This window comes from Acaryochloris thomasi RCC1774, from assembly GCF_003231495.1.
Lineage (GTDB): Bacteria > Cyanobacteriota > Cyanobacteriia > Thermosynechococcales > Thermosynechococcaceae > RCC1774.
Map to the genome: position 1 here is coordinate 90613 of NZ_PQWO01000010.1, position 14487 is coordinate 105099.

General features: G+C 49.7%; 5 protein-coding genes. 3 read left to right on the top strand and 2 right to left on the bottom strand.

Going from position 1 to position 14487, the window contains the following annotated elements; all coding sequences use genetic code 11:
- Window positions 1–8 precede the first annotated feature (8 nt).
- Window positions 9–1079: an Mrp/NBP35 family ATP-binding protein gene (locus tag C1752_RS15965; RefSeq protein ID WP_110987055.1), complete on the bottom strand. Its 1071-nt coding sequence runs from the start codon at window positions 1077–1079 to the stop codon at window positions 9–11.
- Window positions 1080–2083: 1004 nt separating this feature from the next.
- On the opposite strand from C1752_RS15965, the gene bchL reads away from it, so the two are divergent.
- Together bchL and C1752_RS15975 are read left to right on the top strand one after the other, a co-directional pair.
- Window positions 2084–2947 carry a ferredoxin:protochlorophyllide reductase (ATP-dependent) iron-sulfur ATP-binding protein gene (gene bchL / locus C1752_RS15970; RefSeq protein WP_110987056.1) on the top strand — a complete coding sequence of 288 codons (864 nt, stop codon included), beginning with the start codon at window positions 2084–2086 and terminating at the stop codon, window positions 2945–2947.
- A 90-nt stretch (window positions 2948–3037) separates the two neighbouring features.
- Window positions 3038–4447 carry a ferredoxin:protochlorophyllide reductase (ATP-dependent) subunit N gene (locus C1752_RS15975; protein WP_110987057.1) on the top strand — a complete coding sequence of 470 codons (1410 nt, stop codon included), beginning with the start codon at window positions 3038–3040 and terminating at the stop codon, window positions 4445–4447.
- Window positions 4448–4594: 147 nt separating this feature from the next.
- Here the strand turns inward: C1752_RS15975 and C1752_RS15980 are convergent, their stop codons facing one another.
- The gene (locus tag C1752_RS15980; RefSeq protein ID WP_110987058.1) at window positions 4595–13153 is read right to left on the bottom strand and encodes a PAS domain S-box protein; all 8559 of its coding nucleotides are present in this window, start codon (window positions 13151–13153) and stop codon (window positions 4595–4597) included.
- Between the two features lie 358 nt (window positions 13154–13511).
- On the opposite strand from C1752_RS15980, the gene C1752_RS15985 reads away from it, so the two are divergent.
- Window positions 13512–14426 carry a TIGR04168 family protein gene (locus tag C1752_RS15985; RefSeq protein WP_110987151.1) on the top strand — a complete coding sequence of 305 codons (915 nt, stop codon included), beginning with the start codon at window positions 13512–13514 and terminating at the stop codon, window positions 14424–14426.
- The last annotated feature ends 61 nt before the right edge of the window (window positions 14427–14487 follow it).

Below are 14487 nucleotides of genomic sequence, written 5' to 3' on the forward strand. Positions count from 1 at the left end.
TAACAGCTTTAGGTGAGCGCGGCCACAGAAACCCGTGCAGCAACGCCCTGCGCAATCTCTTTTAAGGCTTTAGCTGAGGCCGAATCAGGCTCCGAGATAACAATCGGCTTTCCAGAATCTCCCCCCTGACGGACCGGAATTTCTAAAGGCACCGCCCCAATCAAGTCAACGCCCAGTTCTGCAGCCATTTTGGACCCGCCGCCCGAGCCAAAAATATCGTACTGACGGTCCGGCAAATCAGGCGGAATAAAGTAGCTCATGTTTTCCACAAGACCCAAAACCGGAACATTGAGCTGCTCAAACATCTTCAGCCCCTTGAGCGCATCCTGTAGCGCCACATTTTGGGGCGTCGTCACAATCACAGCTCCTGCCATCGGTACCGCCTGCGCCAAGGTCAACTGGGCATCCCCCGTTCCAGGGGGCATATCGACAAGCAAATAGTCGAGGTCGCCCCAATCCACTTCATAGAGGAACTTGCGAATAATGCCGTTCAGCATCGGTCCCCGCCAAACCACTGGCTGATCTTTATCGATTAAGAAGCCCATCGAGACCATCTTGATCCCATTGCTTGTGGGTGGCTCTAAGACTTCGCGCCCCTCTTCTTTTCGCACTTCAACGACCGCATCCTCTAGCCCCAGCATTGTCGGCACGTTGGGGCCATAGATGTCGGCATCAATCACGCCAACAGCGGCACCAGACTGGGCTAAAGCGGCAGCAATATTAACGGCGACGGTGCTTTTACCGACGCCGCCCTTGCCGCTAGAAACAGCAATGATGTTCTTGACGCCATCAATACCGGTACGGTCGGGGAGACTTTTCTGCTGAGGCGTTTCCGCCGTAACCTCGACCTCCACGGCTTCAATACCAGGCAGAGTACGAACAGCCGTCTTGCAGTCTTCAACAATAAATTCGCGCAGGGGGCAGGCAGGCGTTGTCAGCACCAGAGTAAAGCGAACCTGACCGCCCTTAACCTCTACATTGCGGATCATATTCAACTCCACCAGGCTCTTTTGCAGCTCTGGATCTTGCACAGGACGCAACACATCTAAGACAGCCGTCGGATCTAGGGTTTGGGGCATCATATTGCTCACAACAGTCAGGAAAATACAAAAAACATAGCAGTACCCGGCTGAGTTAGGGCAGCCCCTCCTTAGTACAGATGGGTTTCAGCCATTTTTATGTCCTAATCAATACGCGTACCGCGATAAAGCGGGATTGGGACGATCTGCTACCCACTGGCAGCAAGGTCTCTGCACCGGGAAAGACTTCTCGGCAGCAGCATGGGCATATCTACTTATTTCATCTTAAGCCACCATCACCGCACTAATGGAAGAGGGCCAGAAGACCCCTTCTACCAGATTTTCCGTATCGCGGCATCCCACGAATAAGAGAGTTGACTTCCAGAGACTGATGGCCACAAAACGCCCATCTCTCGCAAATCATCTTTAATCCTGGAACAAATCCTAATGAGTAAAAATACTCTTAAAAAACAAACAAGCAATCATTTTTAACAAAAAAAGATCTAGCATTTCGCCACGGAAGCTCAAGATGTTCAGACTCTCGCCACGATCTCTTATAGGTAAGCCAGCCTGTGAAGGATAAAACAAACCGCATTCTAAACAGCAAGGCTGCACGAGACGCAGCAATGATTAGAGCTTGAAGCCCAACGGAACAACAATTACAGCCTAAATTTTTCTAGCTGTAACTCAGGACTCTCAACGACGGAAGATCCCAAGCTTCAGCGATAGATTTTCAGGACATAAAAGAGTCAAAAGCCTTTATTCTCGTGACTTTAGATTTTTTTTGTCTATTGTTCTTATTTTTAATAAATATCGTAATTAAGATTATTTTCCAGAGCCTATTCAAGCTCAAAACTGAATTAAAGCTTAAATTTAATTTAATATTTTATTTAGGCGCTTCATAAATCTCTCCTATATTAATTTTAGTCAACGGAGCCCCTTTTCAAGCCTAATGAATTGCACAATAATTCGAACAGGTAATCGAGCCAGTCTCAATGCCTTTCTTCTCAGCGAGAATGCTGATGAGTATTTAAACCCAGACCTATGCATAGCGAGGAACGAAGGTGAAACTTGCAGTTTACGGAAAAGGTGGAATTGGTAAATCAACCACCAGTTGCAATATCTCTGTCGCTTTGGCAAAACGCGGTAAGAAAGTTTTGCAGATTGGGTGTGACCCCAAGCACGACAGCACCTTTACATTGACAGGCTTCTTGATTCCGACAATCATCGATACGCTGCAGGCGAAGGACTATCACTACGAAGACGTCTGGCCTGAAGATGTGATCTATAAAGGCTACGGCGGCGTTGACTGCGTCGAAGCGGGCGGCCCTCCTGCAGGCGCTGGCTGTGGCGGCTACGTGGTCGGTGAGACCGTCAAGCTGCTCAAGGAACTCAATGCCTTTGATGAGTACGACGTGATTCTTTTTGACGTACTGGGCGACGTGGTTTGTGGTGGCTTCGCGGCCCCGCTTAACTACGCTGACTACTGCATGATTGTTACCGACAATGGCTTTGATGCCCTGTTCGCGGCCAACCGGATTGCAGCCTCCGTGCGCGAAAAAGCTCGGACTCACCCACTGCGTCTAGCTGGCCTAATCGGCAACCGCACCTCCAAGCGCGACTTGATTGACAAGTATATTGAGTCCGTTCCTATGCCAGTGCTTGAGATTTTGCCCCTGATTGAAGACATTCGAGTGTCTCGAGTCAAAGGCAAGACCATGTTTGAAATGGCTGAAAGCGATCCTGCATTGCTGCCGGTTTGTGACTACTACCTCAACATTGCCGATCAAATTGTGTCTCGTCCCGAAGGTGTTGTGCCTGAAGATACGCCAGACCGTGAGCTATTTGCTTTGCTGTCTGACTTCTACCTCAATCCGATTGAGGCACCAAAAAGAGAAGAAGATGAATTCGATCTGATGATGGTCTAGAAAAAGTTAGCGCTGTGGTGCCGTTTCAAGCACCACAGCATTGAGTGCGCCTATTTATCTGCTGCTGATTTAGAAAAGGAAATAGAGATTATGACGCTTGCTGAAACGAAGCCTCAGGCGCTTGATTTTGAATGCGAAACTGGCAATTACCATACCTTCTGTCCGATTAGCTGTGTGGCTTGGCTTTATCAGAAGATTGAGGACAGTTTCTTCTTGGTGATTGGCACCAAGACCTGTGGTTATTTCCTCCAGAATGCAATGGGGGTGATGATTTTTGCTGAGCCTCGCTATGCAATGGCAGAGCTGGAGGAAGGTGATATTTCAGCGAAGCTCAATGACTACGAAGAACTAAAGCGATTGTGTGTGCAGATAAAACGCGATCGCAACCCCAGCGTAATCGTCTGGATCGGCACCTGCACCACCGAAATCATCAAAATGGACCTAGAGGGTCTAGCACCTCGTCTTGAAGCCGAAATTGATATCCCGATTGTGGTGGCTCGCGCGAATGGCCTCGACTACGCCTTCACTCAGGGTGAAGACACGGTGCTAGCAGCGATGGCCCATCGTTGCCCCACCGCAGAAAAAGCTACTGAGCCGGAAGAGAAGAAAGAGCGTAACGCTATCTCCTCGCTTCTCAACTTCGGCAAGCAAAAAGAAGAAGTGGCTGCAGAAGAGTCTACCTACCACGACCATGAGCCGCTGGTCCTGTTTGGCTCCTTACCTGATCCGGTCGTCACTCAACTGACCCTAGAGCTGAAAAAGCAGGGCGTTAAAGTCAGTGGCTGGCTGCCTGCGAAGCGATTCACAGAGCTGCCGGTCATTTCAGAAGGCTACTACGTCAACGGCATCAATCCGTTCTTGAGTCGCACGGCCACAACGCTCATGCGCCGCAAGAAGTGCAAGCTGATTGGCTCTCCGTTCCCCATCGGTCCCGACGGTACCCGAGCCTGGGTCGAGAAGATCTGCTCTGTGCTGGGCGTTGAACCCCAAGGCCTAGAAGAGCGCGAAGCCAAAATCTGGGCCAACATGGAAGACTATCTCGAAATTATTCGCGGAAAGTCGGTCTTCTTCATGGGTGACAACCTGCTTGAGGTCTCCCTGGCTCGCTTCTTGATTCGCTGCGGCATGACCTGCCCTGAGATCGGCATCCCCTACATGGACAAGCGCTATCAGGCGGCTGAACTAAAGCTGCTTGAGCAGACCTGCCACGAAATGGATGTTCCACTCCCTAGGATTGTGGAGAAGCCCGATAACTACAACCAGATTCAGCGCATTTACAAGGACAACGTTGATTTGGTAATTACGGGCATGGCCCACGCGAACCCCCTAGAGGCGCGTGGCATCAACACTAAGTGGTCAGTGGAATTCACCTTTGCTCAGATGCACGGATTCGGTAATGCCCGCGACATTTTGGAGCTGGTGACGCGTCCGATGCGCCGCAATAACTCATTGAAAGACCTGGGCTGGGGCAAGCTCGTTAAAGAAGAAGCTAAAGTGTAGCCCCATTTAAATCTCTCATTGGCCCTCTGGTTACGCCAGGGGGCTTTTTTGTGCACAATAAAACGCACCCTTGTTTAGATCTTTCTCGATCATCTGCTATTTCAAGAAGTCCAATCTGGCAAAATGCAGGCCATACAGGGTCAATTCTTAGGAAATTTCCAGCATTTCTGCCAAAAGATCATATCTAAATTCATTCACTAGATCAGAAACCCTATCCACCATTGCTTGGTGTTCGGGAGAGACGTCAACCAATAGCTCTAAAACAACCTCTCCACTGAGGGTCCTTATCCCTTCTTTGAACTGTGTTTGCCACTCTGACGGCATGGCTTCAAGACTGTCTACAATCGTCTGCTTCGCAGCAGTAGATACATATATATCTGTGGAAGGAGGGGAGTAGAGTGGCTGCTCAGAATCATAGATGAATTCTATGTTTAGTAGCTGGCCCATCCGCTCAAAAATCTCGCCAGGTGAGCAAGGCTTGGCAACAAAATCATCGCACCCTGCCGCCAGAGCCGTATGGCGGTCCTGCTCAAAGGCATTCGCAGTCAAAGCAATAATATGGGGACAATGCTGTGACGATGACATCCGAATGCGACGCGTCGCCTCTAAACCATCCATAATAGGCATTCTGACATCCATCAGAATGAGGTGCGGGAGCCAGTTCGTATTGAGTTGGATGGCCTGTTCACCATTCTGAGCCTCCCGCAAGTCGATGCCCGGAATAGAAAGCATCTGCGATAAAAACAGTCGATTATCTTGGCTGTCATCAACAATCAAAACGCGATAAGTAGATTGTGGGTCCATAATTCCCGTCACCTTTGCCTGCTGATTAGGTGCGGTAGGCTTGATCTCCTGGGCGGCTAGGGACTGTACAAATACATCGCAATAGAAAGTACTGCCCTCACTCTGCGTCTGATCAATGGTGACATCACCACCCATCAATTGGGCAAATTTTCGGCTGATGGCCAATCCGAGCCCAGCGCCTGAGCCAGTCTTATTCGCAGCAGACTGGAAAAAGGGCCGGAACAACAGTTCAAGTTCCTCTGAGTCAATGCCTGGTCCAGTATCGGCAACCGTAAATCGCAAACCAACGGTAGCGCTCTGGATGGGTTCCTCAAAACGAGAAAGGAGAGCGACACCTAAACTCACCTGTCCAACCTGGGTGAATTTGAGGGCATTCCCTAAAAGATTGAGTAGGATCTGCCTCAGCTTGCCTTCGTCAACCTGGACATATTGAGGAATATTCGGGTCGTGGGTGAATCGTAACTTCAGCCCCTTACCCTCAGCCTTCAGCAAAACAACTTGCTTCAATTCATCTAGAAATTGATACAGATCGAATGCATTAGATGTCAGCGCCATTGTGCCCGCTTCAATTTTAGACATTTCTAGGATGTCGTTAATCATAGAGAGCAAATGCGAACCATTTCGATTGATAATGGCTAGCTGTTCTCTTTGCAGTGTGGCCAGTTGGGCATCCTGCTGCATTAAGCTACTGAACCCCATAATCGCATTGAGAGGCGTCCTTAACTCATGGCTCATGTTGGCTAAAAACAAGCTCTTAGCTGTATTAGCGGCTTCGGCAGCATTCTTGGCAGCTTCCAGATCCTGCCGCTGCTGTTGCTCTTGTTCGAGCAATTGTGCTTGGGCTAGAGCAATCCCGACCTGAGCGGCAACGGCCTCAATTAGGCTGATCTCCTCTTGAGTCCATTGGCGACAGTGGTGGGCTTGATGAAGAGAAATCATGCCGTTCACTTGGCCCTGATAGGAGGTCCGAATCGACATTAGAGAACAGGTTTCTGTGGCTGCAATGACTGACGGTACTGAAACCAGTTGCGGCTCTGAGGCGATATTAACGGTGCAAATAGCCTGATCCTGAGATAAGATTCGCTGGACGTAGGGGGAATTCTCAACGAATATAATCGCTTCTTGAAGACTCGTTGCACTACCGTTGCCAGGGCTAGGAGAAGAACACCTCTCAGAGCCGATCATGATCGGAACATGCGAGGGTGCGACGAGGTTGGACTCTGACCCGTGACTTATGCCAAAAGTATCGACCATTGGGAATACAAAATCTTTTAGATGGCAAACGTCGTGGGCGTAGTCTGCCATCACGGGAAGACAGGGCTGGGGTCTTGTCACATAGGTATAAATCACGCAGCGGCTGACCTGAAAGACTGCACCTACAACGTTGACCGTGGTTTGAAAGATCTCGTCCGTGTCGAGGTTTTGACGAATTGCATTGGTGATCGTCGCCAGCAGTTGCTGCTGCTGAAGCTGAAGCTGAACCGTAGCCTCAGCAGCTTTACGATCGCTAATATCTCTAGCAATCCCAACAATATATTCATTCCCATCAAACTCAAGGTAGTTAGTAACGATGTCTACAGGAAAAACCCCACCCGACTTCCTCCGGTGTTCTGATTCTATTGCTAGGCTTAGGCTCTGAGTCTGTTTAATTGCCTGTGTGATGTTTTGCCACTCCGTTCCTGCTTGAGGGCAAATATCACGGATGGATAGAGAACAGAGTTCCTCATGAGAATATCGGAGATGTTTGCAGCCTGAGGGATTCCCCTCAATGACCTGCCCCTCCATATTGAAGATGAAAACATCATCAGAGATGTTATCCACGACAAATTTAGTGAATATTAAATCTTTTTCAGCTTGCTTGCGATCGCTAATATCCTGGACCACAGTCAAACACCGGGGGGACTGTTCATCAGGCGTTTGGATGAGAGAGACGGTCGTAGTTGACCAAAAATTAGTTTTATCTTGTCGTTGGTAGCGTTTTTCAACAATAAAGCTATCAATTTCTCCTGAATACAGCTTCTTAAGCTGTTCACGGGACTTTTCTTGATCTTCGAGAAGAGTCAGCTCAGCACCCGTCATCGATTCAAGTTCTTGAGCTGTATAGCCCATCATTTTGCAGAAGTAGCTATTGGTTCGGGTAATTTTACCGTCACGAAGATTGCTCTCAGCAATGCCAACGGCAGCTTGTTCAAAGGCCGCATTAGCACGGGCCTCACTCAGTTGTAGGGCTGATTCAGCTTGCTGACGCTCTTTCTCTAGTCGCTTTTGGTCGCTAATATCTTGAATCAGCCCAACGCTATAAATGGCTTCACCATTTTGTAGCTTGATTAGATAGACCATTGTCTGAGACCAGAAATACGTTCCATCTTTACGGTAATAGCGTTTTTCTAGAGCAAAATCTTCAATATTTCCAGCGTATAGCTGCTTCAATAACGTCTTAGAAGCAAGAACATCTTCAGGATGAGTCAGATCAGCAACCGTCATATCCAGCAACTCAGCTCTGGTATAGCCGATCAGGTTGCAGAAAAAGTCGTTCACTCGGGTACATTGTTGAGTTTGGACATCGACTTCTAGCAAGCCGACTGCCGCTTGATCGAAGGTAGCCCTTGCGCGGGCTTCACTGAGATGTAGCGCAGCTTCAGTGCATTTTTGATCGCCAATGTCGGTGATTGTCCCGACATAGCCAATGACTTGGCCATCAACATCTCTCTCAGCGACGGACTGCCCGTAGACCCAGGTCACTGTGCCATCAGACTTTTGAAATCGGTACTCTAACCGAAAGGGGCGATTCTCTTGAGCAGACTGAGACCATTCAGTGGCAATTAAATCGCGATCCTCTCGGTATAATCCTTGTCGCCATCCCTGCCCAATGGCATCTGCGAACGTGACGCCTGCAATCTGACACCAGCGATCATTAACGTATGTACAATTTCCGGCAGCATCGGTGCGGAAGATTCCCACTGGAACAGCAGCTGCCAGGCTTGCAAAGCGTTGTTCACTCGCTCGAAGGTTGTCTACGGCAGCTTTGCGATCGCTAATATCTCGCACAATACAGTGGAAGATTATGTCTCCCTCATATCGAATAGGAGTGAGGGTAATTTCTGCCCAAAAGACTTCTCCATCGCAGCGCTGATGAACCCACTCAAACCGAAGATTACACCGTTGTAAAGCTTCCCGAAAGAAGAGTTTGGCCTTCTCTTGAGAACGTTGACCGTCGGGTTGCCATTCCGGTGAGATCTGGTGTGGCTGGAGTGCCAACAGCTCGGCTTTACTGGGGCACTGAAGAAGAGCAACGGCTGCCTGATTGCAGTCTATGAATCCCTGTTTCCCTAGTAAAAAAATTGCATCTGAGGCCTGATTAAAGAGGGTTCTAAGGCGATTTTCCGATGCTTTGAGGAGCCTTAATCTATCCTGCTCAAGACGATAAAGCTGAGCATTGGCAAGCGAGATTGCGGCTTGAGAGCACAGGACATTGAGAACAGTGATGCGATCGCAAGTAAAAACACCCACCGCCGCTTGATTCTGCAGGTACAATAGCCCCCTAAGATGATCTTGATGCACAAGGGGCAAACACAAGACGCTGCGGGGCTGATGCATCTGTAGATACTCATCAATAATGGGTAAATCAGTCTCAAGATTATCAATGGTTACCGTCTCTTGGGTCCGTTTGACATATTGAATGAGCTGAGACGGAAGGTTGGGGAAATCTGCGAAAGCCTCTGACAGGAGTTGTGTGGTCTCAGGCGTCGCGGTAACCCTGACGTTCCAGGTACCATCAGGATCGGGCAGCAGCAGAACCAGGCGATCGGCCCCTGAGTTTTGCAACATGATCTGGGTTAACTGCTCCAGTAAGTCCTCCAGATGCAAGCGATTGGAAAGGGCCTGGGTTCCTTTAAAAACAGCGGCGATATCGAACGTCGTATTGAAACTGCAGCCCTGCACGGTTGCAGTCGAAAGGGAATGAGAGGACTGATGGATATTGCCAATACTGGCGGCACCCAGAGACCTGAAAGCTTGAGTCGCCTGCTGCAAAATGGGCTGTAAAAGCCGTGGATACTGACGCTCTAAATCTTTGATTTTTGCTTTGGCCCCCCAACGGGCATAGCAGTTATAAGCATCTTGCATGTAACTGGCCGCAACTTTCTCTTTGCCCCAGTTGAGGTAAAACTTCGCCGCTAGCTCATTTGCGAGGGCTTCTTCTTGCAGATATTCACTCTCCCTGGCCCCTGCAATGGCGAGATCGTATCGGTCTATGGCAACCGCAAAGTTGCGATCGCATCGAGCCAGTTCGGCTTCTAGCAAATCGCACTTATGCTGGTAATTCATGGGCGCAGCCTTTGCCCAATGTTGTAATTTCGTCAGACACGCCTCGACATTCTGCCTTTCAGGTGATTGCTGGAATGCCTCGCCTCCCTCTGCACAGGCAATGCGGGCAAGCGAGGAGTAAAACAGCTCTGCGGGAATGAAAAACGTCCCCGTCACTCCTGCACAATGGTCACGGGCAACCTTGCCATTTTCAACAGCCTGGGTAAAGTGACCAAACAAATAGTTTAAAAAGCTCTTCTGGAACGCGATGACAAAAACAGTCGTTAACTGCTGCTGCTCAATCAGTCTCGGGAGATGCTCGGTCTCGTCATAAACAGCCCCCACAAGCAGGGCAGGGTCATCACTGTCTCCCAGCAAATTCAGAGTGGTCTGTAATAGAGGCGCAATATAGTCGAGATGAAAGGTTTGCTTAAGGTGTTCGATAATGGCAAGTTTTTGCTCAGCTTCCCCTCGCACTTCATCAAGAGGCAAACCCGCTAAGAGCAAGTAGTGGGAATACTCAGCAGCACTGTAGCAGGCAAACTCTAGGTCGCCCGTCTCTAATCCGCTCTGAATCCCATCTCGATGGACAGGAAAAGACGCCCTGATATGTTCTTGCCAAAAGCCAATGCAGCTTGCATACAGATTCAGTACCTTGGAACGAAACTCACAAGCCTCAAACTGCTCAAGTAACGAGATTGCCAGCCGACCAAAGGCATAGCCCTCATCCATTTCTCCGAATGACTCGCACAGCAAGGTGCCATACCAGATATAGCCAAAGGTAGAGGCTGCGCAGTTTCCATGCTTTAAAGACAAGTCCACCATCGTGAACGTAATCTGTTTGAAGTTATCTGGACTCACGGCCCAAGCGGGCGTAATCATGTGAGCCATAATGTTCATTGCCGCCAGCTGATAGGGATCTAGCATGGCAGGGGCATCGATGAGTTCAGCCACGTCAGCCACTGAGTCTGGCTTGCTTTTTAGAAGCGGCACCTTAAGGAGGTTAAGAGCATTCAGGCCCGTGGCCAGTGCTTGGTGTTGGTCACCCCGGCCCACCCAAGCTCGAATTTGGACTTCGTAGACTTTAATCCGATCCAGAAGGCTTTGGGTTTGAAGCAGAATCTGTTCAGCGACAGCATCCACTTGATTGAAGTGGGTGTTTAGATACTCCACCTTCAAAGTTTCGACAAAAATATCCAGCGTTTTTTGATAGTCGCAGGTCCAACTATCTGATGGCAAAAGCTGCTGGGCAACGTCTAAATAATCAGCCGCGGCTGCATAGGCCGTTGAGGTTTTGGCTTTGCATCCTGCCTGTAGATTTAGCTGAGCCAAGTGGTTGCGTTCAGCCGTTGTGGTTAACAGATCGCAGCCCATATTAAGCTGGCCGACAATGGCAAACAGTTCCTCGCTATCCGGCTGCCCTTGCGCCGATTGCCCTTGCAGAAGCCTTTGCCCAATCCTGAGATGAATGGCCTGTTTTTCACCCTCGGGAATGAGCGCATAGGCAGCCTGCTGAACGCGGTCATGTAGAAACCGATAGCAAACGGTAATGTCTTCCGATGCAATCGCACTGTTACTCGTCTGGAAGAATTTATAGGTTTCACTTTCAGGAATGACCAGTCCCATCTGGAGCGATTGCCATAAATTTGCGGCCACCTGTTCTTGTGATTGCTCACACACCACAGCTAAGGTCGTCAATTCAAACCGATTACCGATACAGGCTGCAATTTTCAAGACATCCTGAGTTGCGACTGGCATCTGCCGCAAGCGGCTCACCATGAACGCCACCACATCGTCTGTCAGTGCAGCCTGACGGATTTCGGTGAGGTCACACTGCCAAGCTCGAACATCAGCATCGAAGTAGAGATGGGCATCATCATGCAGTCCCTGCAAGAACTGAGCGGTAAAAAATGGATTGCCCTTCGTTTTTTGATAGATTAACTGCGACAGTGGCACCGCCATCTCAGCAGAACACAGCAGCGTGTCAGTAACCCATTGGGTAATATCAGACTGGCTGAGCGGCTTTAAGGTCAGCGTGTGCGGTGCATTGAGCCGCTCCATCTCACCCAGCATCAGCATCAAGGGATGGGTGGGGAAAACTTCGTTATCCCGATAAGCCCCTAACACCAGTAAGTAGCCAGCCTCTGACTGGTGCATTAACAGCTTCAGCATTTTCAGCGACGCTGAATCAGCCCACTGCAGGTCATCTAAGAAAATGACTAAGGGGTGTTCGGGGGTGGTGAAGACCTGAATAAACTGGCCAAACAGCAAATTAAAGCGGTTCTGGGCAGCCGTCCCCGAGAGTTTGGGGGCCTCAGACTGACAACCAATCACGTGCTCTAGCTCAGGAATGACCTCAATCAGAACTTGGCCGCTGTCTCCCACCGCTTCCAGAATTTTGGTTTTCCAGTGGACTAATGCTGCATCCGATTCCCCCAATAGTTGGCCCATGAGACCACGGAAGGCTTGCACAAAGGCCGAGAAAGGAATATTGCGGTTGAACTGATCAAACTTCCCTTTGATGAAATAGCCCTTTTGGCGGGTGATGGGTTTGTGAACTTCATTGACCACAGCGGTTTTGCCAATGCCGGAGAAGCCCGACACGAGCATGAGTTCTGAGCGTCCCTGAGTGACCCGTTCAAAGGCATCCAGCAGGGTTTGCACTTCAGCTTGGCGTCCGTAGAGTTTTTCGGGGATGGAGAAGCGATCGCAACTATCCCACTGTCCCAGCTCAAACGCGGCAATTTCACCCTGATCCTGCAGCTGTTCGAGGCAAATTTCTAGATCATGCTTGAGTCCCAACGCACTCTGATAGCGGTCTTCTGCATTCTTCGCCATTAGCTTTAGGACAAGATGAGAAAGCTGAGGTGGAATGTGGGCATTGATCACCTGCGGCGGCTTAGGTGTATGCGCAAGGTGGCAATGAACCAGTTCCATAGCATCTTCAGACTGAAACGGTCGCTCACCCGTCAGCAGCTCATAGAGCGTGACCCCCAAGCTATAGAAATCGGTTCGATAATCAACGCCTCGATTCATCCGTCCGGTTTGCTCCGGAGAGAGATAGGCAAGGGTTCCTTCTAAGTCATCTGGACTGTGAACCTCTTGCTGCTCCTTCGGCAACAACGATGCAATACTGAAATCAATGAGTTTGACCTGCTGCGTTTCAGGGTGAATCAGAATATTGGCGGGTTTAATATCTTTATGAATAATGTGGCTTTGGCACAAACCGTGGAGAATATCGGCCAACTGAAGTGCGATTTTTAGAACCGCCTGACAGGATAGCTGCTGCTGATAGAGATGGAGAGCGATCGCATCATCATCTTCCATCACCAGAACATAGCCGTTTTCCCAGGACTCTAGGCTCAGGGGGGTGACAACGCCAGGGATCTGAAGATTTTGAGTCAGGATATATTGATTACGAACCTGGACCAGCTCCCGAAAGCTGGGGTAACACGATTTCATGATCTTCAGCACGACTGGGCACTGCCGCGCTTCAGACACCGCCCGATAAACCGCCGTTTGGCTTCCCTCGTGGAGTTGCTCTGTGATTGGGTAGCCGTGGATTATGGGGAACGCATCAGTTACAACAAATGCCATGATTTAGAAAGAAATTGCAATAAGGAATGATTAGCTGTTCATCAAGCTTTATAGCGGTACACGTATTGCTTAGGACATAAAAATGGCTGAAACTCGGCTGTGCTAAAGAAAGGCTGTCCTAACTCAGCCAGAGACTGCTATACCTGGTCAGGCGAATCAACAGGTCCGTCTCAGCCTTTTGGCTGAGATATTCTTCCAGGATGCCCTCAATTTCCTCAAATTTGAACTGTTGGGTTTAGCTCAAACACAGCTTAGCGACATCACTCTCGATCGCAACCCTCACATCAAAATTCTGTGGCAAAATTGCTCTATACCTATCCAGCCCCTTAGCGGAGTCGTGAAAGCGAGATCGCAACCCATGCCCCAACCGCGATCGACCCGAATCGCCGTCATCGGAGATATACACAATCACTGGAATGCTCAAGATCATTTAGCTCTAAAGTCCCTAAACGCGGATCTAGCGCTCTTCGTCGGTGACTTCGGCAACGAAGCCGTAGAAGTTGTACGCCAGATCTCAACCCTTGATCTCCCTATCGCCACCACCTTTGGCAACCATGACGCCTGGTACACCGCTACTCCCTGGGGACGGAAGCGCTGCCCCTACGATCGCGACAAAGAAGACTGGGTCAAACAGCAGATGGCCTTACTCGATCATGCTGATACGGGCTACCGTCACCAAGACTTCGATACGGTCAGCGTTGTCGGTGGCCGACCCTTTAGCTGGGGCGGCCCCGAGTGGCGGTTCACCGACTTCTACGGCGAGTGGTTCGGTGTCCATAATTTTGAAGAATCGGCCCAGCGTATACAAGAAGCGGCTAACGCTGCAGCCCACGATACGCTCATCTTCCTCGGCCATAACGGCCCTACAGGACTTGGCAAGGAGCCTGAAGACACCTGTGGTAAGGACTGGCGACCGATTGGAGGTGACTACGGCGACCCTGATTTAGCGGCGGCGATTGCAGCGGTCAAAGCCAGCGGTAAGTCCGTTCCGCTGGTGGCGTTTGGTCACATGCACCATTCTCTGAGGCATACCAAAGAGGTACAGCGGACTCGACTATGTATAGAAAACGGAACGGTGTATTTAAATGCCGCCTGTGTCCCTCGTATTATGGATACGGAAATCGGAACTCAGCGCAATTTTTCGGTGGTGACGCTGCAGGAGAATCAGGTCACGGAGGTTAATCTCGTGTGGGTAGATGAAGGACTTGCGATCGCATCAACAGAATGTCTGTATACAACGATGAAGGTAACTGAGCATTCAGCAAGTGTTTGAGATATCTATGATACGTCGTCGCTCTGCTGAAGCAATCGTAGAGTCGTTGTGACACCATCAT

Bases quoted from the DNA above. Each gene is read 5' to 3' on its own strand.
- C1752_RS15965 (WP_110987055.1), bottom strand. From the start codon at position 1,079: ATGCCCCAAACCCTAGATCCGACGGCTGTCTTAGATGTGTTGCGTCCT.
- C1752_RS15975 (WP_110987057.1), top strand. From the start codon at position 3,038: ATGACGCTTGCTGAAACGAAGCCTCAGGCGCTTGATTTTGAATGCGAA.
- C1752_RS15980 (WP_110987058.1), bottom strand. From the start codon at position 13,153: ATGGCATTTGTTGTAACTGATGCGTTCCCCATAATCCACGGCTACCCA.
- C1752_RS15985 (WP_110987151.1), top strand. From the start codon at position 13,512: ATGCCCCAACCGCGATCGACCCGAATCGCCGTCATCGGAGATATACAC.